The organism is Ruegeria sp. G2 (assembly GCF_056533505.1).
Genome location: NZ_JBQFON010000010.1, coordinates 157293 through 178172, shown reverse-complemented (window position 1 = coordinate 178172; position 20880 = coordinate 157293). Strand labels below are relative to the sequence as shown.

Genomic DNA, 20880 nt, shown 5'->3' with positions numbered 1-20880 from the left:
CTAACTGCTTTGTTATTAGCGTCACTTTCGAACCCGTCAGAAAACGATCCGGGTTCTTAGACCGAACAGCGTAATGCTATCCTGGGTGGGGTTCAGCAGCGGGTCAGAAATGAACTGCAGTGATGGCGTGATCTGCAGTCCGGGCGAGATTGAAAACCGGTAGAATGCTTCCAGAGTGAATTGATCACCGTCTATGCCTCTTGCCTCGGCCCAGTTCAGGCCCAGCCCGGCCAGATCGGTATTGCGACCGTAATATCCCAGACCCGCAGAAACCGACCGATCGTAAAGCGCCGCTGTCCCTTTTGAGGCCCCTGCCCGAAAGAATGGCATCCATGTATTGCCAACAAACCAAGCCGCTGAGAACGCGGCCCCATAATCTTCAGGGCGGCTGCCATCGTCGGCTGCATCCGCATGCCAAAGGGTCAGGTGGATATTGTCGAAGTAAATGCGATCAAAGCCAGAGGTGTAACCAAGTTCGAGTGACTTGAAGAGATTGCCATCGCTAAACACATCAAAGTTTGGATCAGACGGGTCGGCGTTTGCGTCTGAGACGCTCGCAACAGCGTAGAAGTTTTCGCTCAGCTTTACCCCACCGGCGATGCCAAGGCCTTGATTGGGTGTGTTCAAAGTCGGATTGGTGTTAAAAGACAGGTTCTGGAAACCACTGTAGGGGCTTACCAACCCATAGATATCCACAAAGTCCGTTACATCAATCTGGCCAACTTGCAGCGTCCACGAACCGTTCTCGGCCCTTTGGGTCCAGAAAAGGTTGGTTAGCAGCAGACCATTATCGTTGAAGGCTGTTCCCGTGATTGAAAGGGCTCCGCCATCCAGCCCCAAAAACTGTGGGGCGACATCGGTGTAGCTGTGCCGATCTTCGATCTTGAATGTCAGAGAGCCGCGTTCAGTTGCCTGCCAACTACCGTAGAAACGCGCAATCCCACTGGCCGCTTCGCCGGTTCCCAGATCAGCATTTGTGGATTGGCCCAATGCCAAGTAATCAATGTTGAAGCGGAATCCTTCCTCGGCCAGTCGGTCTTTCCACTGAAACCAACCCGGAGCGATATTGCGCGGAAAATCGAAACGGTATTGCGGATCGGTTAGCCCATCTCCGGGATCTAGATCAGCTTCGACCGAAGATGGTCCGGACAGTCCCTGAGCCGACGCTGCGCCAGCAAAGGCAATACTCAATGCGGCAACCAGAAATCTTATCATTCGGACACCTTTGCCCCGCCAGTCTTGCGATTGCCCGCCGCTCGGATACGATCAGCGGCGCGCTGTTTCCATTCCAGCCTGTCTGCCTCCGTTTCCAGAGTCTCGACCCTCTCCGTCTCCAACTGGAATGTCGCATTCATTGGCATGAGGCCGTCCACAACCATCATATTCTGAACAGAAGGATCGATAGTCAGCGTGCCAGTCAGCCGAACGGGTTCGTGGAAGTAGCTGGGCGTCCAGTCCCCATTTAACCGTACACGGATCATTTGGTTGGGCGGAGGTGGAGGCATATGGCTACACATCCCACGTTCTGGCACCAAATACGCCACAGGCCGACCGTCAGGATCATTCGAGGCAGGAATGGCAAAGCCCGTCAATGTAACTATCTGACCGTCGAATTGCGGATTTCCGATTGTTCCTGCTTTTCTTCGCCGTTCCTTCACAGCCTCTCGCTGATCGAGCAGCCAGTCGACATCAATACCATTTGCCGCCAAGGCGTCCTCAGTCTCGGTCAGAAGCTCTTGCCATTTCTGCCTTTCTTCATTGCTGCCAACGTCCCGCTGCAATCTGCCGCGCAGCCGAACGACGTAAAGGACATCGTCGAACTGTTCTGCGCTCAGATCACGATAGGGGTCTTCAAAGACTTGCACAGACGGATCAGGCAGGTCAGACCAATCCAACACGGTTCCAGGCGCCGCCATGGCAGGATGACCACACCAGAACAACCCTGCGAGAATGACGAAACGAGACCAATGGGGCATGAGCAAACTCTGTCTACATTTTTCGATCAATCCAGTGTGTTTTTGTATATCACACCATCCTTCATGATCAGTCGGATCGTATCTGGGCTTTCAGGCCTTGGGTTGGCACCGAACCACTGATCACCCGTTCCAACAACCGAGAAGTCTTCAAGTGGATTGCCGTCGATCAGCAGGATATCCGCATAGGCTCCTTCCTCAATAACGCCCAGTTTGCCTTCAGGATAGGGGTTCATGAACGACCCGGACAAAGCGGCGATTTCACCGCCAGTAGATGTCATTGCGACCAAAGAGGCGTGGGAACCAAAGAACTCATTATTGAGATGCTTTTCATAGGCAATTTGAATATTGCAGGCTGCCACAGAACCTACGCAGTCCGTGTGAAACCCTCTTTTGGCTGGGCACTCATTCATGTTTTTTATGTAGTCGCCAAAAGCCTGCGTAGCGGACTGTGCCTTTCGTAAGCTGGCTGGGACATCTCGAATGGCAGGAATATCAAAGAGATTTGGATCAAATGCGGTGAGATTGGTTGTGATGTAGGCTCCTTTCTCTTCCATCAGCGCTGATATTTCACAATCGAACATGAAGCCGTGTTCAATTGATCGCACACCAGCATTCAGAGCCGCCATTATAGTTTCCTTTCGGTAGGAATGGGCCATGACGTAGCTTTCGTATTCGTTTGCAACCTGCACGGCCGCTTCTAATTCTGCCGTCGATCCAGCCAACAACTGCCACGGGTCAAACGCTGAAACTACACCGCCTGATTGCATGTACTTCAGTTGTGTTGCTCCCATCCGGAAGTTGTTACGAGCAAATTTGTACATTTCGGAGACACTGTCGACTTCCTGGGCCATATTCAGGCGGCTGAAGTTTGAAGACTGGCCAACAGGCGCTGTAAAGTTGGCGAAATCTGCATGGCCACCACGCGTACTGAGAAATGCAGCCGCAGGGTAGAAACGCGGCCCGGCAATGGTCCCGCTGTCGATTGCGCGACGAAGACCTCCATTAGCGCCACCTGCATCTCTTACGGTAGTAAAGCCTTGCATTAAGTACATCTCAGCCATTTGAGTGCCGTGTATCGCAAGGTCTTCCCAAGTGCTGTTGGCTTCCATTGCGGGTAATGTCGGCCCAGGCAGCATAAGGTGTGCATGATTTTCGATGAAGCCGGGGGTCAATGTCCGTCCTTCTCCATCAATGACTGTCGCATTGGGGGCATCGATCGCATCGGTTGAGACGGCCTTAATCAGATTACCCTCGACCAATACGCTGGCATTCTCGATACGCTGTTCATTCACGCCATCGAAAACATGCACATTGGTAAATAGCGTTTGGGGTTCTTCTTGATCCTGAGCCTGCACGGACGTTGAAAAAGAAAGAGCTGCAGCGACAATTACCGTCGAGCAAAGGGACAATCGTAGATCAGACATAAGTACTCCCTTCATATTCATGTTTTACAAACTGTAGTCTGGAATACCTTGGCTCGGTTGCCACTTTTGAGTTAAGATGTTCGAATGTGATTGAAAAACTGGCCACTGCGGAAAACTAATCTAAACAAGGGTGACGGGCTTGCCTTTCAACTCCACCTCTCAAGAGCATAGCGAGGGCTTTATTCGCCTCTCTTTAGCCGCTCCGTTCCTGCAATATCTGACCGAACGTAAAATCAATCCGCAATCAGCATTGGACCAGGTCGGCTTGAAGGCCGAGCTGCTGTCTGACCCATCCGTATTTGTACACTCAGAGTTGGTTTACGGCTTGGTGAATACTTTCTCAGAGTTGTCCGGTGATCGATACCTTGGCCTGCATGTCGGAGAAACATTTGACCTGCAAGGATGGCCTCCGTTCGCTCAAGCCTTGCAATCGACAACGAGTCTGTTCGAGTTTTTTGCCCGTTTTGTTGGGCTTGTACCGCAGGAGTCAAACTCTGTGCGGCACAGCCTTGTCATTGAAGCTGACAGGGCGACTTATCGAATCGAGAGGCAACAGGAACCGACTGTCCCACCGGTTCAGGTTACCGCTTTTGGAGCCGCAATCTACGTACGCCTATTGCAGACAGTCGTCGGAGACTCCTGGAACCCTTCCCGTGTTCGATGGGAAAGCAGATACATCACTGGCCTGCCTATCAACTACAAGGGGATCGAGGTTGGCCTTGGGACTGATCCCGGAATGCAGATTAGTTTTCCTGTGGAATGGTTGTTTTTGCTCCACGTCTCTGAAGGCTCGACCAAACCATTGGCTTCGCCTCGACAAGATGAAGAAGTGACCGTGGTAGCTGCTTTGCGATCTGTCTTACGCGACAAACTGGACGAAACCGATTTGGGATCAGAGCGGGTGGCTGGATTGCTGGGAATACAGCCGGATCGGTTTCTGAAAGCGCTTCAGCAACAAAGCACGACGCTACCCCGTGAGATCAAACGGCTGCGTGTCGATGTCGCTAAGAAGCACCTCCGAGAAGACAAGATGACAATAGCGGAGATCGGCCTGATGCTCGGCTACTCCGACAAGTCCCATTTCACCCGCTTCTTCCGAGGTCAAACCGGAATGACACCGACCAAGTTCCGCCTTGGTGCGTAATTACGTAACTAGTTCTTGGATTGGCTCTCTATTGCTTGATAAGTGAGGACAGACAAGAACTTGCATTTCATTTCTTGGATCCCCTATCTTTGGATTGCTGAGGGATAGCTATTTCGCCACCAACCAGAATTGGAAGGCGATGAACGCCTGAACTATCGAAAATCGATCCAATATCAGTGCCTTGGTCGCGCCGTCGGTTCAAATCAATTATTGCCCGGTAATTTCCCGACACGCGCCTTTGCCCCAGCCAGATTTACTGCCTGAAGCCGAGTAGTCGAAGGTGCCTTTTTCCGGGTGTACATTGTAGTGCAGTGTGTAGCCATCGCCAATATACAGGTAGGTCAAAGTGTCGAGGCCGGGGAACACATCCACGTCTTTGTCGATGTCACCTATTGTAATGTGGCCCTTTTGCTGCCCGTCATATTTAACCAGTTTGGCTGCCATTTCCGGATGTTCTGCATCCGGCGCGTCACATTCAAACACGCGTTCTTCTGCAAATGCAGCCGCAGGCAAAAAGGCAAGAAGAAGAGCAATCTTTTTCATTGGATCCCAGTCCGTATTCCGTCACTTTCTCTGCGTCGGCTATTGGCTATTCTGGGCGTAATTTTGTTCAAACTCAGGTCGTAATGCGTTCTCTAACTCAAGCCATATCTCATACCGATACGACGGATTTTTCATCAGCAACCCGAAGGTTCACAAAAGTACCAGATCGGCCACGTGCACTCAGTATTGAAGGTAAGGAATGGCGATCCCTGAAGGACTCGAACCCTCAACCTGCTGATTAGAAGTCAGCTGCTCTATCCAGTTGAGCTAAGGGACCGCTGAGCCCTTCTTGCGGCTTTTAGCGGGCGGGTTCAAGAGCCAAGCGCATGAAGGCGCTGTTTGGGTCGTTTTCGTAACCTACAATCGGACCACAATATGAATACCCCAGCGATTCATATAGCTTGCGCGCCGCGTCATAGCCCTGCAGATGGTCAGCGCCAGTTTCCAAAACCAACGCAGATAGTCCTTCATCTTGCGCGATCTGCGCAAGGTGTTTCATCATCACCCTCGCAAGCCCCCTACCACGTGCCTCGGCCAAGATATGCACTGATTTGACCTCGGCGGTGCCGTCGGGCAATGCCTTTAGCGCGCCACACCCCAACGGGCAGCCGTCCTCATAAAGCGCCCAAAATCGCACTCCGGTGGCGACAAGTGAGCCTGCATCCATTGTGTGATTGCTTTCGGCAGGGCCAGCTGCGTTGCTATGCGCGAAATGGGCTTGAATGATGGCGCGCATTTCCTCGGCGCCGGGATCGGCTTCGCGGATGTCGATCATTCAGGATGCCTTGTCAGTGAGTCCAGGGCGCACGCCGGTCTGTGGCAAAGTTCTCACCATAGCCGCGGGCCCGCAGGTTCGGCTTGCGTTTGTGCGGCTCGCTTACCTGCGCGTCGATACCGTTGTCTTTAGCGTAGTCCAGCGCCTCTTCCTTGGTGTCGAATTTCAGACGCACCTGGGTTTGCGTGTCATTGGACGAGGTCCAGCCCATCAGCGGATCAACTTCGCGCGCCGAAGCTGGGGCGTATTCCAAAACCCACTTGCGGGTCTTGGCCATCCCCGAGGTCATCGCGTTTCGCGAAGGCTGGTAAATCCGTGCGCGCATGTCGCCTCTCCGTATTCACTTGGTGGGTTTGTTTATGCGCCAGAGCGCGGCCCGGGACAAGATGACAATTGTCGCGGAGCGCGACAACATCCTGATGACAGAAACTGTCATTGGTACCGCTTATGATTTTCGAAAGATCAGCCAAAGGATTGAGCAGATGATCCATCATGAACGAACCCTTGAAATTAACGCGACCCCCGAAGCCATCTGGGCGGTACTCGGCCGGTTTATGCAGATTGACGAAATTGCCCCACAGATCACATATGTCGAAGCCCTGACGCATGGGGCAAATGGCATCGGGTCAAAGCGGCGCTGCTACTTTGAGAACGGATCCTCTTTGGTCGAAGAGGTGACAGACTGGGATCCCAACCGAGGTTACAGCGTGCGCCTGTCCGATATGACAGCGATGCCCCTAACCGATGCGCATGCCACGATCGCAATCAAACCGCTGGACGAGGCTAGCACCCGGATGATTTGGAGCATGGATTATGCCGTGAAATATGGCCCCTTCGGCTGGTTTTTAGGGCAGACCTTGATGAAAATGATGATGTCGAAGGTTCTTGACTGCAACCTGAAGGCACTGGCCAACAAGGTGAATTCGGATCACATTCCGGATGCTGAACCCGCCTATTACTGAATCAGAGGTTCCCAGACCGGATCAGCCCTTGCAGTTGGACAAAATAAGAACAAATGTAGAGTTCTGATCCGGAGCCTGCCTATGCCATACGCCCATTCCGACAAGACCCAGCTAACCGCCGAGGACGTGCGCGCGCGCCTGAAACTGGAAGGCGGCAAGCAGTTTGTCATGCACACCGAATTCGCCCCCGCCGGCGACCAGCCAACGGCGATCAAGGAACTGACAGGCGGTGTAATTGATGGGGAACGTGATCAGGTTCTTTTGGGGGCAACCGGGACGGGCAAAACCTTCACCATGGCGAAGGTGATTGAAGAGACTCAACGCCCGGCTATCATCCTCGCCCCTAACAAGACGCTGGCGGCGCAGCTTTACGGCGAGTTTAAGGGTTTCTTCCCTGAGAACTCGGTCGAGTACTTTGTCTCCTACTACGACTACTACCAACCTGAGGCCTATGTGCCGCGCTCAGACACCTACATAGAAAAAGAATCCCAGATCAACGAACAGATCGACCGGATGCGCCACTCGGCCACGCGGGCGCTGCTGGAACGCGATGACGTGATCATCGTCGCCTCGGTCTCGTGCATCTACGGTATCGGGTCGGTCGAAACCTACGGGGCGATGACGCAGGATCTGAAGGTCGGCAAGGATTATGACCAGCGGCAGGTGATGGCCGATCTGGTTGCCCAGCAGTACCGCCGCAACGATCAGGCCTTTCAGCGAGGCTCGTTCCGGGTGCGGGGCGATTCCCTGGAAATCTGGCCTGCCCACCTTGAGGATCGCGCGTGGAAATTCTCATTCTTCGGCGAAGAGTTGGAAACCATCACCGAGTTCGACCCCCTGACCGGTGAACGTGCCGCGACGATGGAGCAAGTTCGCGTCTATGCGAATTCGCACTACGTGACGCCCAAGCCGACGATGAACCAAGCGATCATCGGGATCAAAAAGGAACTCCGCATCCGGCTGGATCAACTGGTTGGCGAGGGCAAGCTGCTTGAGGCCCAACGTCTGGAACAGCGCACCAATTTCGATCTGGAAATGCTCGAGGCCACCGGTGTCTGTAACGGGATCGAGAACTACTCACGCTATCTGACGGGCCGCGCGCCGGGTGAGCCGCCCCCAACCCTGTTCGAGTTCATCCCCGACAATGCCATCGTCTTTGCCGATGAATCCCACGTCAGCGTGCCGCAGATCGGCGGCATGTACCGGGGCGACTATCGGCGCAAGTTCACGCTGGCCGAACACGGGTTCCGCCTGCCGTCCTGCATGGACAACCGCCCCCTCAAGTTCGAAGAATGGGACGCCATGCGCCCGCAATCCGTCTTCGTTTCGGCCACCCCTGCAAAGTGGGAGATCGAACAGACCGGCGGCGTCTTCACCGAACAAGTGATCCGACCCACTGGCCTCTTGGACCCCGAAGTCGAAATCCGCCCCGTATCCATGCAGGTCGACGACCTGCTGGACGAGGTGCGCAAGGTCGCCGCCGATGGCTATCGCACGCTGGTCACCACGCTGACCAAACGCATGGCCGAGGATCTGACCGAATACCTGCACGAACAGGGCATCAAAGTGCGCTACATGCACTCGGACATCGACACGCTGGAACGGATCGAAATCCTGCGCGATCTGCGACTGGGGGCGTTTGACGTGTTGATTGGCATCAACCTGCTGCGCGAAGGGCTCGACATCCCCGAATGCGGGCTGGTCGCCATTCTGGACGCGGATAAAGAAGGCTTCCTGCGTTCGGAAACCTCGCTGATCCAGACCATCGGCCGCGCCGCGCGGAACGCAGATGGCCGGGTGATCATGTATGCCGACAAGATCACCGGCTCGATGGAGCGCGCGCTGAACGAGACCAACCGCCGCCGCGCAAGGCAGGTCGCCTATAACGAGGAGCACGGCATCACGCCTGAGACGGTGAAGAAGAATGTCGAGGACGTTCTGGCTGGTCTCTACGAAGGCGACGTCGACATGAACCGCGTAACCGCCACCATCGACAAACCGATGCACGGCGCGAATTTGGAGGCCCATCTGGATGGGTTGCGGGACCAGATGCGCAAAGCCGCCGAGAACCTGGAGTTCGAAGAAGCCGCCAATATCCGGGATGAGATCAAACGACTGGAGGCGGTCGACCTGGCCGTCGCCGACGACCCCATGGCGCGCCAATGGGCGGTCGAGAAAGCCTCGGAAGACGCCGTGAAATTGCATGGACGGTCAACGGCTGGACGGCCGGGGCAGCGGGGTGGGAATGTGAAGAGAAGGAAGCGGTAGGATAAAATTGGCTGTAGTGGTCAAGTTAGCTGTTTTAGTTAGCACGAGCTCTGGGCTGAACCTCAGTACTTCGTCGCGTGACCTTGATCCGGATCAATGTCGAAACATGAATGTGTTGGCAGTGTGCGACGCATGAAGGCTCACAATCCAACCGGCGTAGACGCCTACAAACCTGCACAGATTGCAGAACTGGTTGAAACATCTGGTGTCGCAAAGGCACATCTTTCCATCGTTCAAACGCTGACACTTGCAATACTCGCAGGTGTCTTCATCGGCTTCGGTGGGGCCGCCTACACTATGGTTATGACCGGCGTAGATCCCGGATTTGGGCCAGCCCGATTTCTTGGTGGGGTGGTGTTTTCTCTGGGCCTGATCCTTGTGGTCGTTGGTGGGGCGGAACTATTCACTGGAAACGCGCTGATGACCATCGCGGCAGTGGATCGAAAAATCTCGATGCGTGACCTGTTGAGGAACTGGGGATTCGTGTATCTCGGAAATTTAGTCGGAGCCGTCGCACTAGTCCTTGCTTGCGCTGCAAGCGGTTTGCTGGAAGGACCAATGGGGGCTACTGCTGCAGCGATCGCAAATGGCAAGATTGATCTCTCTCCAACGCAAGCCTTTATGCGAGGCATTCTGTGCAACGCCTTAGTCTGCCTTGCAGTCTGGCTGAGCTTCGCCGCCAGATCGGTCGTGGGAAAGGTCATGGCAATACTCTGGCCAATTTCGACGTTTGTTCTGTTGGGTCTCGAACACTCGATCGCTAATATGTACCTGCTGCCTCAGGGTGCGCTAGCAGGTGCCAAACTCGGTTGGGGCGCCACCATCAGCAACCTTTTTTGGGTCACGGTCGGTAATGTAGTCGGAGGCGCGGGCGGTGTCGCGCTCGCCTATCGGCTTGCCTATTTGGGCAAGGCAAGCGACTGACGCTAGCTCAAGTCCTGTCTCGATTGACGATAGCCATACACTTCAAGGTTGCAGCGTAGCTTTCTCTCCTCCACGTTTGACATCACAAATTGTGATTCCAAACGGATGCCATGACGAAACCCAACACCCTGCCCAGCACGCATGAAGTCCAGAGCGCCATTCACCGGGTGCGCGGCACCCGCGTGGTACTGGCCGAGGATCTGGCGCAGTTCTACGGAAAGTCCGTCAGCGCTTTCAATCAGGCTGTCTCGCGCAACAAGGATCTGTTCGAGGGCTACCGTTTTCAGCTGAACGATGCCGAGGTCGCTGATTTGCAATCACAGAATGTGATTTCAAAACCCAAAGGCCGCGGCGGGCGGCGGGTCAATCCGTGGGTCTATACCGACTACGGCGTGGCCATCGCCTCGACCCTGTTCAAGGACCCTCGCGCGATCAAGATCACCCGGATGATCACCGAAGCCTTTGTTGACGGTGCGAACGCGCTGGCCGAAACCCCGCGCAGCGTGCCGGAAATCCTGACACCCACGGACGCTCCTGCCCCGCTGCTGCCCAATGGCGATCAACTGCGTGATCTGGCCGAAAATATCCTCGATTCAGGGCAACAGAGCCTGGTCGACTACATCGCCAACCCCACCACCAAGCGCCAGCAGGCGGTGGCGATGATTATGAAAACTCTGGCCGAAACCGCCGGAGAAGAGGTCCGCACCCAGCAGGAACGCCTGCGCCTGCGCATCGCGGAACGTCTGGCCACTGGGGATTACACAAATGATGATGACCGCAAGCGCCTGCTGGAGTTATTGCAAGCCATGAAGGGATAATCATCAGGGTTTGAGGAACTTCGCGGTTCCAACGGTACGCTCACGCGGTGCCTGAGTTTGCCGCGGTGCGTTCCCGGCAGTTCCCGGCATCGCAGTCGTTCGTTGCCGTTGCAGACCACGGGTGCCGCAGGCAACACCGTCACCGTCGGGGTCATTTCGCTTGTGATAGCCCGGCCGGCCTTCAAAAAATGGCCCCGGAACAAGCCGCTGCACCGTGTCACAGCCCGCGAGCGCCACCAGATGGATCACAGCCTCATGACGCTCGTAGTCCGAGATGCGCAAATACACCCCGATCGTGATCATTCCGATTGTCAACGGCAGCGCAAGCACCATCAGCAGAATACGCAGCGGCGACAGAGCTTTCCGACGCATCTCATCCGCACGCCGTTGCCGCCTTGTCATCCGCGGACTAAGGCCAATCTCATCATTTGTATTTCCGGTCGTCATTGAGGCAGCTATACACCCTGTATGTGGCAAAGCCATGGCCATACCGAGCTAAAAAAAACCTACTCCGTCACCGCACCACATGCACTGCGCATTTTGCGTGCCGTACCACATGGGTCGCGGTTGACCCCAACAGCAGATCCTGCATGCCAGGCCGGTGCGAGGCCAGAATTATCAGGTCGGGCTTGTTCACTTCGGCCCAATCCAGAATTGTTCTGCCAGAGTGACCTTCGATCACCTGTCCTTGGGCATTTGGTAATCGAGCAGCCAGCGTATCAAGCTCAGCCTGAAGCGCTTTGCGTGTCTCTGAAAGATATTCCGCCGGCATGTATGAGATCGCATAATCCGGAATGTGCTCGACCACATGCAGCAGAGTGATCTGCGCCTGTGGGGTTGCCAGCAACTTTGCCAGTTTCATCGCCGCCGAACTGTCGCGTTCGGCATCAAATGAAATAGGGACAAGGATGTTGTGGTACATGGCTTGTGCCTCCGTGGTTGCGCCCGCATCTTGCCCTGCCTCGCCACAGCGCGCCTTGATTCAGGTCAGGAACCGCCGAATGTTTCGGCAACGTCATACATCACCGGCTCAAAGCTCTTACACAGCTCGTTGATGCGGCGGTTTCGTTCCCGCATTTCCGGCGTGCGTAGCATTGCCAGAAAGTCTTCGCGCCGCTCCCATTGCGAGTAATTTGCAATCCGGGTTTGGGCGTCATTCACATGCAGCCCGGCGGAAATGAACCCCGGCTGTTTTGAGATGAACTCGGCATAGGCATCCGTCAGCGCTTCAAGAAGATCCTGGCAGGTTCCGGGGGTCATCTCGAATGTGGTGATGACGGTCTGATAACTGTTGGTCTTGGAAATCTGCGGCATCTGGCTTCTCCTTAATTTGCTACCCCAAGCCTATCACAGCTTTTGAAAACGCCACGCTTTTCCTGCACATACAAGGCGGCAAGGGTCAAAAAACTTTCTCGGAGATGAACAAGATTCTAACCATCCGTTAACCAAGTCTGCCGATGCTGCGGCCATGGCGCGTCAGGTTCTTATCTATCTGCTGCTCGCTTTGCTGAGCACTCCGGCCTTCGCCGGGGCTTGGCTGCGCGAAAAAGGCTCAAGCTTCAACGCGCTCTCAGTAACCGCTTTCCAAGACGACGACAACATTTATAGATACAAATCCGCTCTCTATTCCGAGTGGGGTCTGAGGCCGAAACTCACAATCGGGCTGGATGCCGAGGAGCACCAGGATCTGTATGGGCATGCGTTGGTTTTCGCCCGCATTCCCGTCGCTGATTTTGGGCAAGCAGGTCGATTTTCCATCGAGTTCGGACTGGGCGCACATCACCGTCAATACGATGCCTGGGCGATGTACAAAACAACACTCTCATATGGCAAAGGGATTCAAACCGGATTGGGGGGCGGATGGTTCAATATCGACGCCGCGCTCGAAAACCGCACGCATGAGGCTCTAATCCGTAAGCTGGATTTCACGGCTGGCCTGTCCTCGGGACGACGCATTGACCCGCTCTTACAGATCGAAACCTCGTATATTTCAGATCGCCCTTGGTATTGGCGGGTACGTCCCTCGCTGATGTATCGCCCGAAAAAAGGCAACCTCACCTGGATTCTGGGTGCCGAACGCAATTCAGCCAATGACAATATCGGAATCAAATTCGCCCTGTGGCGCAGCCATTGAAGATGGGCCGCCCATAACTGGGCAGCCCGCCACGTCAATCAGGTATCGATCCGCAGGATCGTCGAGATCGCCCCGCGCAAGCCTTCGGACCAGCGCAGGCGTATATCGCTTTGACTCGCACCCTGTCTCAGTTCAACATATGGCGCGGTATATCGTATCGCGTTCGATGCGTTCCTGAGATTGCCCAGGGCCACAACCGAATCACATCCGCGAGCGCGGCCCCCAAACGGTAACTGCCCCTGCGAACTGACGGTCCAGGCCGAAGACGGAGAACTCTGCGTATGCTGCAATCTCAACGGATTGGCGCAGGGCGTATCGATGCCGTGAAACGTATTATTCTCAAAACACACTCTCTTGTGCCGTTCCGGGTCGAGATCGGCAAAACTGGTATCGACCCGATCCACCCGGTCGATCCGCACATTGTTGACGCGGAACTTGTTCCCGGTCACGGTCAGCCCGTTCAGGAAATGACCCGTGCCATGGGGGCGGATCACCAGATAGCTGAACCAGGGGGCAACATCGCTTGCGTAAAAGATGTTATCCGTGATGCTCAGCGCGCTGAACGAGAAACTGGTGAAATAGTCCGGGTTCGCGTCATGCTCGTTGGTCCACTCGATAAAACAGTTGTCGACATAGTTCTCAGCGATGGACGAACTGTTATAGCCGCCGATGATCACCAAGCCAGCATTGCGCACCCCATTGGCCACGTTGTCGCCCTGGAAAAAGTGGTTGCCCAGGACCAGATTGTTGTCGCCGCTCAGCACTGCGAAATGATGGAACCGGGTCGCCCGGTTATGGCGCAGCTTGACGTCATTGGCATTGGCGTTCAGTGCGATCGAACTGCGATCCGGCACATCCAGACTTTCCTCGGTCGACAGGAACTGACAGCCATCAATCAGCATCCCCTGACATCCGCGCCCAATCGAGGTGACGCCGCGATCCTTCGGACGACTGATGAAACAGTCCTTCAGCACAAAGGTATTGCCGCCCGGAGACAGCCGGATCGCGCTGCACCGCCCGTTGCACTGGAACTCGATCCCTTCGATGTTGAACTTCTGCAACGCGCTGAAGCCACTGAAATCCAACAGATATTTAAACGATGTGAAGGTAAAGGTCTGCGTACCTGCGGCATCATAAGTCGGCGCGCTCAGCGTGATCTCACCCGTGCTTTCGTTTTTCGACCGCACATAAACCTCGCGCCCAACACCGCTGCCGGTGACCAGCGAGCCCACAGGGATATTGGCCACATTGGTCACATTGGTCAGTGTATCGGGATCAGACGCGCTATAGGTCGCGACCGAGGTGAAGGTTTCGGTATCCCAGTTCGAGCTGCTTTTGACGTCAAACTGCCCGTTACGCACCACGCGACGGGTGGCATAGCCCGTCCGGTTCGGCACCGCCGCCGCCATATCGATAGGCTCGGTCACCGCGATCTTCCGCCCGCCCAGATCCAGCGATTCATGGTCCGAGCTGTTCAGCAGCGCCTGAAACGCCTTCTTGAAGGCCAACATCTCATCGCCAAAAGCGGTGATATAGGTTGGCAGATCGAAATTCTTGGTCAGCAGCAGCATCTTGTCGACCGGCATCGTGACGGTGCCGTCGAACGAGACCTCGGACGCCATGTTGGTATTCTCTTCCAGCCGGAACTCACCTTGCGGAATATAAACCTTGCGCCCATTCGCTGCCTGATCCGCCGCCTCAAACGCTGCCGAGTCATCGGTGACACCATCCCCGACCGCCCCGAAATCACGCACATCGACCAGACCGATCATATCACGCAGGAAGACTGAGGTCACATCGGTGATCTCAATATCATCCACCCGGACTACCGCGCCGTTGGTGCCTTCGATATCCAGACCAAAATGGCCATACAGCGCCGCATTGCCCCAGGACATGTCCACACCGGGGCGCAGGCCCGTGCCTACGATGGCCGTCACCTCATGCACAGTACCATAGCCGGTCAGTTGTACCGCCGGACCCTGCTCGACCAACCCGTCTACATGCGCATCTCCGGCACCACCGGCCCAGCCCGCGATCCGCACCTCGGGCAGCGGCCCGCTGATCGCCTTGGCCCGCGCCTTGATCTGCAAATAGCAACCCGGCAACAAGGGCGTCTGCCCCATATAGCGCAGCCGCTGTGGCTCTGCCGTCTTGTAAATCTCCAAACAGCCCGCAAAATCCGCATCCGCCGGAACGAACACCCCCGTGCCCGATCCCTCATAGGTCGGAGAACCCGGTGTGCCGTCGCCACTGGACCAGACCCCAAGACCAGCCGCATAGGCGGGCGGCATGAACACGATGCCATCGGTGATTGCCTTGTTCATGTAAAATCCCTTTCCCAATCGCGCCAAGCTCGCGCGCCAAAACCCGAAATCGCCCCGGGCCGTGGCCCAAGCGCATGGGTCTGAGTATCGAAAAGGAATTAAGCGCTGCTCTTACCACCGTGACGGTGGTGTTGCCTCAGGCCGCCGGGTCAGAATTACCCAGCAACTGCACGCCGTTGATCTTCCAACGGCCCTCTTGTCGGATCATCTGGTAATCCAGCAGATGCACCCGTCCGTCGCCATCGGTGATCATGACCTTCTGCCACAAGGCACCGCTCATCTCGCGCAACTCCAGAAATCGCACCTCCGCCGGTCGCCAGACCATCGGATAACCGCGGCGCACCATCACCCCAAAATTGTCCGGGTCGCCAAATAAGCGCTGAATGTTTGGACTCGCAAAGGTAAAAGCGGTGGCAAAATCATCCGCCTTGAATGCCTGTATCTGGGCCGAGATATTGGCCTCGATCTCCGCATTCTGCGCGAAGGCTCCGGATGCTAGTCCGGCACTCAGGGATACAGCAAGCAATAGTCGACGCATGGGGCTACCTCCTGATGCAAGGGTAGCCCCACAGGGGATCAGGTCAAATCAGGCTAGTTCTCCGGCCAGCGCCTTGTCGATCAGCGCAATGGTTTCCGGCACGCCATAAAGCGCGATGAATCCGCCGAACCGAGGACCCTGCGACGCTCCCAGCAGCACCTCATACAGCGCCGTGAACCAGCCGCGCATAGGATCAAACCGCTCGCGCCCGATGGAATAGACCACCGATTGCAACGCCTCATCTTCCATCGGCCCATCATAGGCTTCCAGGGCCGCCTTCAAAGCCTCCAGCGCCTCGCGTTCCTGATCCGTCGGCGCGCGATGTTTGCGCGTCGGCTTGACGAAATCGTTGAAGTACCGCACGGCAAAGCCCGCCGCCTGATCCAGATCGGGATGCGTCTCGGCGGTCGCTTCAGGCGCGTACCGGCGGATGAACCCCCACAGCGCCTCTTTGTCCTCGGCCCCCGACACGGACGCCAAATTCAGCAGCATCGCAAAGGGCACCATCAGAGTGGATTCAGGAACATCCCCGCCATGGATATGCCAGACAGGGTTGTTCAACTGCGCCTTCAGGTCCTGCCCCGGATAAGCCCGCAATTGCTGATGATATTCATCATAGGCCTTCGGGATCACATCAAAATGCATCCGCTTCGCCGTCTTGGGCTTCTGGTACATGAAATAGGCCAGCGACTCGGTCGGTGCATAGGTCAGCCATTCGTCAATCGACACTCCATTGCCCGACGATTTCGAAATCTTCTGACCGTTCTCATCGAGGAACAGTTCATAGCTGAAATGCTCAGGCGCACGACCGCCCAAAGCCCGGCAGATCGCGTCATAAATCTTTTCGTTGGTGGCGTGTTCCTTGCCATACATCTCGAAATCAACGCCCAACGCGGCCCAGCGCGCGCCAAAATCGGGTTTCCACTGCAGCTTGACGTTGCCACCCGTCACAGGCAGCGTCCATTCCTTGCCATCCTCGTCGTCGAAAGTGACAGTGTAGGTTTCGGCGCAAACCTTCTTCATCGGCACATACAGAACCCGCCCGGTCTCGGGGTGGATCGGCAGGAAGATCGAATAGGTCTGCTGACGCTCTTCACGCAGGCTTTTCAGCATGATCGCCATCACGTCGTCATACTTCTCAACGGCGCGCTTGAGGATCTCGTCAAACTGGCCCGAGCGATAGAACTCACGCGCCGAATAGAACTCATATTCGAACCCGAAGGTATCGAGGAACCGGCGCAGCATGGCGTTGTTATGTTCACCAAAGCTGTCATGCGTGCCAAACGGATCCGGCACCGAGGTCAGCGGGCATTGCAAATAATCCTGAAGCGCCTCAGGGTTCGGCACATTGCTCGGCACCTTCCGCATCCCGTCCAGATCGTCCGAGAAACAGATCAGCTTGGTCGGGATATCCGACAGCGCCTCGAACGCGCGCTTGACCATCGTGGTCCGCGCCACCTCGCCAAATGTGCCGATATGCGGCAGGCCCGAGGGGCCATAGCCCGTCTCGAACAGCACATATCCCTTCTCCGGAGCACCCTGCTTATACCGTTTGAGCAACCGCCGCGCCTCTTCAAACGGCCACGCCTTGGACGTCATCGCGGTTTCACGCAGGTCAGACATTGATAGATACTCCATCGGGAAACGTGCCAGACACCCCATGCGCCCGGACCGGCCCCTGTTATTGTGCAGGTGCAGTATGAGTCAATGAAGTGTGGTGATTTTCATGTCTCTATGCGCATGAACGTCGTGCAATCAAAATCTGCTCTGGACTACGAATGTCCGCAACGCGGACACAGCGGACATTCATCAAAGTTGCGCACTGGAGCGAACCATCCAGTAATCAAATCGTCACTGTGTCCACTTGAATTTTCCAGTCTGCTTACCCGACATATCGTGAAAAGTGCCTTTTCCATCCGGTTTGAACATATAGACAACCCCAAAATCCGAGAAGACGACCTGCAATCCACTTTTAGTTTTTGTCATAGGATTGTTTGCAGGAGAAGTATTGGTGTCTCGCAGGCACAAACTACTATTCGAATTGCAAGATACGATATTTGGACTGTATGGCCCGCCGTTCTGTGAGTGCCACTCTGAAGTCACAGTAATTCGTGAACCAGCTGTGATATCCTGAGCGAAGGTCGGGGTCGCTGTAGTGAAGATTGCTGTTGCTATCCCTGCAAGTAGTTTTCTCAAAGAATTACCCTCCACAAATAAAATATTAGTTAATTTGCCCAATGGCGGACGCATGTCAAGCGAGCGGAGGATACAGTGTAATCTCCGGTAACTTTGGGCTCTAAACGGACATACGCATCACAGCCGATATCACCCACCCTGCCCGATCGCAATCATCGCATGCCAAAACTATCAGTTGAACCTCCCCGCACCCCCTCCTATCGTGCGGCAACAGACGTATCATTCAGGACGACACCATGACCGAGCAAACCCCACACCCGATGTCTCCGCAGGATTGCCTTGTGGCGATCATGGTGGCGGTTTCCGCCTCGGACGAGAACATCCGAACCGCCGAGCTGGTCAAAATCGAAGGCGCGGTCAACATGCTGCCGGTGTTTGCAGGCTACGATATCGACCGTACCCGCCGCGTCTCGCAAATCGTATTTGATCTGTTTGAACAGGTAGACGGGTTGGATGCCCTGTTCGGACTGATCCGTGACAACCTGCCTGAACGCCTGAACGAAACTGCGTATGCGCTGGCTTGTGACGTCGCCGCCGCTGATGGCACACTGGCCGAAACCGAACTGCGCTTGCTGGAAGAAATCCGGTACGAGCTGAGCATCGACCGCCTGCACGCCGCCGCCATCGAACGCGGAGCCCGGGCGCGGCATACAACCTAACTGCCGTAGAGCGTACCCCAGCGCTCAATCAAATTACGCTGCAACGTGCGCGATCGCCGGTTCCAGGGCCGCGCGCCGTCTGGGCGCTCGCGCGATGCTCGCGGGATCGTGGCGCGGTGCGCGGTATCGGCGGTGAAGATCGCAAAGGCCAGATCAACTCCATCTGCCGTTGTCATATAACCCCCAAGACCCGAGACGAAGTTCAACGTCCCCGTCTTTGCGTCGACCTTGATCGGATGATCCTTGACCGGCTGCCCATTTTTGTCGGCCAGCGTAAAGGACCGAAGCAATGGTCGCAGCTCCTCTGATTGCCCCGCAGCCACCAGCGTCTTGACCAGACCGGCGGGGGCCATGCGCGACGCTCCGCTAAGGCCGGAATGATCGACCATCGCGATCCCATTCGCACCAAAGCGCGCGGCCGCCCAGCGGTTCATTTCAGTGGCGGACTCTTCAAGGCTCTGCGGTGCAACCCCGCGCGCTTTGGTCGCCGCCAGGCCCACCATTTCAGCGGTTATATTGGTCGAATATCTCAGCATTCCCTTCAGGATGCTTTCCAACGGATCGCTCTGATGCACCACCAGCGTGGTCCCTTGCGGTGCTTGCCGCGTTACCTGCACCCGGCCCAGCACGATCCCGTTCACCCGTGCCAGCGTGCGGAACACGTCCCCAGCATAAAGCGCAGGCTTGCGCACCGGCAGCCAGCGTGCCCCGCCATTGCCCAGCGCCCCTTTGGCGACGGTCCAACGATCCTGCCGCGCGCTTGGCTGATAGGTGTAAATCGGCAGACTGCGATTCTCGACTCGCATCGACGCCATATCCACCGACGGCGTGTAACTTGCGCTGCGCGCATCCATGGTCACGCCATAGCCGGTGCCCTCGCGTTTCCACTCGAAATGCACGCGGTTGAAGTTCAGGGAAATCCCGCTGATCGACGGGCTATAGCCCAGATGATCCGGCTGCCCCGGATCGATGCTGAAGACGTAAGGCAGCGCACCATCATAGACTTTGAACGCGCCCCGAACCTCGGTGATTCCGGCCTTGCGCAGATTGGCTGCCATGGTGGCCAGTGCGTCTGTATCCAGCAGTGGATCCCCACCACCTGCAAGGATCAGGTCGCCTTTCAGAATGCCATTCTCGATCGGTCCATCCGCGATCAAGGTGGTTTCAAACCGATGCTCCGACCCCAGCACATCCAGCGCGTAAAGCGCGGTCAACGCCTTGGCGACACTGGCGGGCGGCAGGCTTTGGCCTTCGCCATATACCTCCAGCGGGGTTCCGGTTTCAACGTCGGCCACGGCAAAGACAACTTCGCCCCTCAGCCCCGCCGCTTTAACCAGCCGCTCGGCCCCGCTGGGCTGCGGCCCGCGCAGCACAGGACGCAAGGATACTAAAGGCGCCTCGGCCAGACCCGTGCCCGGAACCAGAGACGCCCCTAATCCACCCAGAAACAAACGACGCGAAATACGATCAACCATGGGTCTAATAGAATCCCAGAGCTTAAATGCAGACAATCACTAGATTAAGATTATGCGCCAAGAGGAGTCATTCCGGCAACACCTCATCGCTCCAGCCTCCGCGCTTGCGCAACTCGGTCGAGCTGAGATCGACCATCGGCACATTCACAAAACACCAGGCCGGAGCCTCCGCCCGTCCCAGCAAATGCCGCGCCTGCCCGTCTATGCGGTATTTGGCATAAAGCCGCGCCGCCGGTGACATCCGGGCCGAGATCCGATCCCCCGGCCGCGCCACGACGCCCACCGGCACATTGTCCATAATCTGCCGCCAGTCTTTCCAGCGGTGAAACTGTGCCAAATTATCCGCACCCATCAGCCAAACGAACCGCACTTGAGGATAAAGGTGCCGTAACGCCGCCAACGTATCCGCCGTCGCCCGCGTCCCCGTCAGCGCCTCAATATCCGTCAGCTCAACGCGCGGATGCTGCATCACTGCGCGTGCCGCCATCATCCGCCGCGCCAGAGGCGCAGGCCCGCGTTCCTTCAACGGATTTCCCGGAGATACCAGCCACCACACCCGATCCAGTCCGAACGCCTTCATCGCCTCGCGCGTCACATGCACATGGCCTGGATGCGGAGGATCAAACGACCCCCCGAACAACCCCACGACCTGCCCGGGCCGCGCATATGGAATGTCGTAGCGTTCCATATACTGCTGATGTTCAGAACTGAGGCGGCTTG

The 20880-nt window shown here is 56.2% G+C and carries 22 protein-coding genes and 1 tRNA gene; 7 read left to right on the top strand and 16 right to left on the bottom strand.

Going from position 1 to position 20880, the window contains the following annotated elements:
* Nucleotides 1-36 precede the first annotated feature (36 nt).
* Genes ACR0DU_RS17825 through ACR0DU_RS17815 form a run of 3 tightly spaced genes read right to left on the bottom strand, consistent with a single transcriptional unit; the run spans nucleotide 37 to nucleotide 3400 of the window.
* A complete protein-coding gene (locus ACR0DU_RS17825) occupies nucleotides 37-1215 on the bottom strand; it encodes a carbohydrate porin (RefSeq protein WP_480876305.1) in 1179 nt (392 codons plus the stop codon).
* Nucleotides 1212-1976, bottom strand: coding sequence for a DUF3299 domain-containing protein (locus ACR0DU_RS17820; RefSeq protein ID WP_480456260.1), 765 nt, complete (start codon nucleotides 1974-1976; stop codon nucleotides 1212-1214). Before ACR0DU_RS17820 ends, ACR0DU_RS17825 begins: the two co-directional genes overlap by 4 nt.
* Nucleotides 1977-2002: 26 nt before the next feature.
* On the bottom strand, nucleotides 2003-3400 hold the full coding sequence (locus ACR0DU_RS17815; protein WP_480876303.1) for an amidohydrolase family protein: 1398 nt from the start codon (nucleotides 3398-3400) through the stop codon (nucleotides 2003-2005).
* 139 nt (nucleotides 3401-3539) lie between these two features.
* Here ACR0DU_RS17815 and ACR0DU_RS17810 point away from each other — a divergent pair, with 139 nt between their 5' ends.
* On the top strand, nucleotides 3540-4544 hold the full coding sequence (locus ACR0DU_RS17810; RefSeq protein ID WP_170781158.1) for an AraC family transcriptional regulator: 1005 nt from the start codon (nucleotides 3540-3542) through the stop codon (nucleotides 4542-4544).
* A 207-nt stretch (nucleotides 4545-4751) separates the two neighbouring features.
* Here the strand turns inward: ACR0DU_RS17810 and ACR0DU_RS17805 are convergent, their stop codons facing one another.
* The 4 genes from ACR0DU_RS17805 to ACR0DU_RS17790 form a co-directional block, all read right to left on the bottom strand.
* Nucleotides 4752-5087, bottom strand: a complete 336-nt coding sequence (locus ACR0DU_RS17805) for a hypothetical protein (RefSeq protein WP_010442450.1) — start codon at nucleotides 5085-5087, stop codon at nucleotides 4752-4754.
* Nucleotides 5088-5287: 200 nt separating this feature from the next.
* A tRNA-Arg gene (locus ACR0DU_RS17800) sits at nucleotides 5288-5364 on the bottom strand.
* Between the two features lie 21 nt (nucleotides 5365-5385).
* Entirely contained in the window at nucleotides 5386-5862 is a 477-nt protein-coding gene (locus ACR0DU_RS17795; RefSeq protein WP_480876300.1) for a GNAT family N-acetyltransferase, read from the bottom strand.
* 13 nt (nucleotides 5863-5875) lie between these two features.
* Complete coding sequence (locus tag ACR0DU_RS17790) at nucleotides 5876-6187, bottom strand: ETC complex I subunit (protein ID WP_010442452.1); 312 nt, start codon at nucleotides 6185-6187, stop codon at nucleotides 5876-5878.
* A 61-nt stretch (nucleotides 6188-6248) separates the two neighbouring features.
* On the opposite strand from ACR0DU_RS17790, the gene ACR0DU_RS17785 reads away from it, so the two are divergent.
* From ACR0DU_RS17785 to ACR0DU_RS17770, 4 genes are all read left to right on the top strand, one after another.
* On the top strand, nucleotides 6249-6824 hold the full coding sequence (locus ACR0DU_RS17785; RefSeq protein ID WP_480876298.1) for an SRPBCC family protein: 576 nt from the start codon (nucleotides 6249-6251) through the stop codon (nucleotides 6822-6824).
* Between the two features lie 81 nt (nucleotides 6825-6905).
* Nucleotides 6906-9092: an excinuclease ABC subunit UvrB gene (gene uvrB / locus ACR0DU_RS17780; RefSeq protein ID WP_480876296.1), complete on the top strand. Its 2187-nt coding sequence runs from the start codon at nucleotides 6906-6908 to the stop codon at nucleotides 9090-9092.
* A gap of 132 nt (nucleotides 9093-9224) precedes the next feature.
* Nucleotides 9225-10016: a formate/nitrite transporter family protein gene (locus tag ACR0DU_RS17775; protein WP_480876294.1), complete on the top strand. Its 792-nt coding sequence runs from the start codon at nucleotides 9225-9227 to the stop codon at nucleotides 10014-10016.
* A gap of 110 nt (nucleotides 10017-10126) precedes the next feature.
* Complete coding sequence (locus ACR0DU_RS17770; RefSeq protein WP_480876292.1) at nucleotides 10127-10834, top strand: ORF6N domain-containing protein; 708 nt, start codon at nucleotides 10127-10129, stop codon at nucleotides 10832-10834.
* A gap of 3 nt (nucleotides 10835-10837) precedes the next feature.
* Here ACR0DU_RS17770 and ACR0DU_RS17765 read toward each other — a convergent pair whose 3' ends face one another.
* The 3 genes from ACR0DU_RS17765 to ACR0DU_RS17755 all read right to left on the bottom strand — a co-directional run bounded on the left by ACR0DU_RS17765 (nucleotide 10838) and on the right by ACR0DU_RS17755 (nucleotide 12148).
* Nucleotides 10838-11281 (bottom strand): excalibur calcium-binding domain-containing protein, encoded by a 444-nt coding sequence (locus ACR0DU_RS17765; RefSeq protein WP_480652916.1) that lies wholly within the window; start codon nucleotides 11279-11281, stop codon nucleotides 10838-10840.
* A gap of 67 nt (nucleotides 11282-11348) precedes the next feature.
* A complete protein-coding gene (locus ACR0DU_RS17760) occupies nucleotides 11349-11756 on the bottom strand; it encodes a universal stress protein (RefSeq protein WP_010442458.1) in 408 nt (135 codons plus the stop codon).
* 65 nt (nucleotides 11757-11821) lie between these two features.
* Entirely contained in the window at nucleotides 11822-12148 is a 327-nt protein-coding gene (locus ACR0DU_RS17755; RefSeq protein WP_170771807.1) for an antibiotic biosynthesis monooxygenase family protein, read from the bottom strand.
* Between the two features lie 154 nt (nucleotides 12149-12302).
* Here ACR0DU_RS17755 and ACR0DU_RS17750 point away from each other — a divergent pair, with 154 nt between their 5' ends.
* The gene (locus tag ACR0DU_RS17750; protein ID WP_480876290.1) at nucleotides 12303-12968 is read left to right on the top strand and encodes a hypothetical protein; all 666 of its coding nucleotides are present in this window, start codon (nucleotides 12303-12305) and stop codon (nucleotides 12966-12968) included.
* A 38-nt stretch (nucleotides 12969-13006) separates the two neighbouring features.
* On the opposite strand, the gene ACR0DU_RS17745 is transcribed toward ACR0DU_RS17750, so the two are convergent.
* The 4 genes from ACR0DU_RS17745 to ACR0DU_RS17730 form a co-directional block, all read right to left on the bottom strand.
* Nucleotides 13007-15292: a glycosyl hydrolase family 28-related protein gene (locus ACR0DU_RS17745; protein ID WP_480876288.1), complete on the bottom strand. Its 2286-nt coding sequence runs from the start codon at nucleotides 15290-15292 to the stop codon at nucleotides 13007-13009.
* Nucleotides 15293-15428: 136 nt separating this feature from the next.
* A complete protein-coding gene (locus ACR0DU_RS17740; protein WP_480876286.1) occupies nucleotides 15429-15830 on the bottom strand; it encodes a DUF4864 domain-containing protein in 402 nt (133 codons plus the stop codon).
* A 48-nt stretch (nucleotides 15831-15878) separates the two neighbouring features.
* Complete coding sequence (locus ACR0DU_RS17735; RefSeq protein ID WP_480876284.1) at nucleotides 15879-17453, bottom strand: lysine--tRNA ligase; 1575 nt, start codon at nucleotides 17451-17453, stop codon at nucleotides 15879-15881.
* A 228-nt stretch (nucleotides 17454-17681) separates the two neighbouring features.
* Nucleotides 17682-17816, bottom strand: a complete 135-nt coding sequence (locus tag ACR0DU_RS17730; RefSeq protein ID WP_010442465.1) for a hypothetical protein — start codon at nucleotides 17814-17816, stop codon at nucleotides 17682-17684.
* Between the two features lie 446 nt (nucleotides 17817-18262).
* Between ACR0DU_RS17730 and ACR0DU_RS17725 the strand changes: the two genes are divergently transcribed.
* A complete protein-coding gene (locus ACR0DU_RS17725) occupies nucleotides 18263-18685 on the top strand; it encodes a tellurite resistance TerB family protein (protein WP_010442466.1) in 423 nt (140 codons plus the stop codon).
* Here ACR0DU_RS17725 and dacB read toward each other — a convergent pair.
* Together dacB and ACR0DU_RS17715 are read right to left on the bottom strand one after the other, a co-directional pair.
* The gene (gene dacB, locus ACR0DU_RS17720) at nucleotides 18682-20160 is read right to left on the bottom strand and encodes a D-alanyl-D-alanine carboxypeptidase/D-alanyl-D-alanine endopeptidase (protein ID WP_480876282.1); all 1479 of its coding nucleotides are present in this window, start codon (nucleotides 20158-20160) and stop codon (nucleotides 18682-18684) included. The two genes, ACR0DU_RS17725 and dacB, sit on opposite strands and share 4 nt — an antisense overlap.
* 67 nt (nucleotides 20161-20227) lie before the next feature.
* Complete coding sequence (locus ACR0DU_RS17715; protein WP_480876281.1) at nucleotides 20228-20848, bottom strand: nicotinate-nucleotide adenylyltransferase; 621 nt, start codon at nucleotides 20846-20848, stop codon at nucleotides 20228-20230.
* Nucleotides 20849-20880: the final 32 nt, after the last annotated feature.

What these genes read in the sequence shown, in the direction of transcription:
- ACR0DU_RS17825 (WP_480876305.1), bottom strand. Translation starts at nt 1,215, where the DNA reads ATGATAAGATTTCTGGTTGCCGCATTGAGTATTGCCTTTGCTGGCGCA.
- ACR0DU_RS17820 (WP_480456260.1), bottom strand. Translation starts at nt 1,976, where the DNA reads ATGCCCCATTGGTCTCGTTTCGTCATTCTCGCAGGGTTGTTCTGGTGT.
- ACR0DU_RS17815 (WP_480876303.1), bottom strand. Translation starts at nt 3,400, where the DNA reads ATGTCTGATCTACGATTGTCCCTTTGCTCGACGGTAATTGTCGCTGCA.
- ACR0DU_RS17805 (WP_010442450.1), bottom strand. Translation starts at nt 5,087, where the DNA reads ATGAAAAAGATTGCTCTTCTTCTTGCCTTTTTGCCTGCGGCTGCATTT.
- ACR0DU_RS17795 (WP_480876300.1), bottom strand. Translation starts at nt 5,862, where the DNA reads ATGATCGACATCCGCGAAGCCGATCCCGGCGCCGAGGAAATGCGCGCC.
- ACR0DU_RS17790 (WP_010442452.1), bottom strand. Translation starts at nt 6,187, where the DNA reads ATGCGCGCACGGATTTACCAGCCTTCGCGAAACGCGATGACCTCGGGG.
- ACR0DU_RS17785 (WP_480876298.1), top strand. Translation starts at nt 6,249, where the DNA reads ATGACAATTGTCGCGGAGCGCGACAACATCCTGATGACAGAAACTGTC.
- uvrB (WP_480876296.1), top strand. Translation starts at nt 6,906, where the DNA reads ATGCCATACGCCCATTCCGACAAGACCCAGCTAACCGCCGAGGACGTG.
- ACR0DU_RS17775 (WP_480876294.1), top strand. Translation starts at nt 9,225, where the DNA reads ATGAAGGCTCACAATCCAACCGGCGTAGACGCCTACAAACCTGCACAG.
- ACR0DU_RS17770 (WP_480876292.1), top strand. Translation starts at nt 10,127, where the DNA reads ATGACGAAACCCAACACCCTGCCCAGCACGCATGAAGTCCAGAGCGCC.
- ACR0DU_RS17765 (WP_480652916.1), bottom strand. Translation starts at nt 11,281, where the DNA reads ATGACGACCGGAAATACAAATGATGAGATTGGCCTTAGTCCGCGGATG.
- ACR0DU_RS17760 (WP_010442458.1), bottom strand. Translation starts at nt 11,756, where the DNA reads ATGTACCACAACATCCTTGTCCCTATTTCATTTGATGCCGAACGCGAC.
- ACR0DU_RS17755 (WP_170771807.1), bottom strand. Translation starts at nt 12,148, where the DNA reads ATGCCGCAGATTTCCAAGACCAACAGTTATCAGACCGTCATCACCACA.
- ACR0DU_RS17750 (WP_480876290.1), top strand. Translation starts at nt 12,303, where the DNA reads ATGGCGCGTCAGGTTCTTATCTATCTGCTGCTCGCTTTGCTGAGCACT.
- ACR0DU_RS17745 (WP_480876288.1), bottom strand. Translation starts at nt 15,292, where the DNA reads ATGAACAAGGCAATCACCGATGGCATCGTGTTCATGCCGCCCGCCTAT.
- ACR0DU_RS17740 (WP_480876286.1), bottom strand. Translation starts at nt 15,830, where the DNA reads ATGCGTCGACTATTGCTTGCTGTATCCCTGAGTGCCGGACTAGCATCC.
- ACR0DU_RS17735 (WP_480876284.1), bottom strand. Translation starts at nt 17,453, where the DNA reads ATGTCTGACCTGCGTGAAACCGCGATGACGTCCAAGGCGTGGCCGTTT.
- ACR0DU_RS17730 (WP_010442465.1), bottom strand. Translation starts at nt 17,816, where the DNA reads ATGACAAAAACTAAAAGTGGATTGCAGGTCGTCTTCTCGGATTTTGGG.
- ACR0DU_RS17725 (WP_010442466.1), top strand. Translation starts at nt 18,263, where the DNA reads ATGACCGAGCAAACCCCACACCCGATGTCTCCGCAGGATTGCCTTGTG.
- dacB (WP_480876282.1), bottom strand. Translation starts at nt 20,160, where the DNA reads ATGGTTGATCGTATTTCGCGTCGTTTGTTTCTGGGTGGATTAGGGGCG.
- ACR0DU_RS17715 (WP_480876281.1), bottom strand. Translation starts at nt 20,848, where the DNA reads ATGGAACGCTACGACATTCCATATGCGCGGCCCGGGCAGGTCGTGGGG.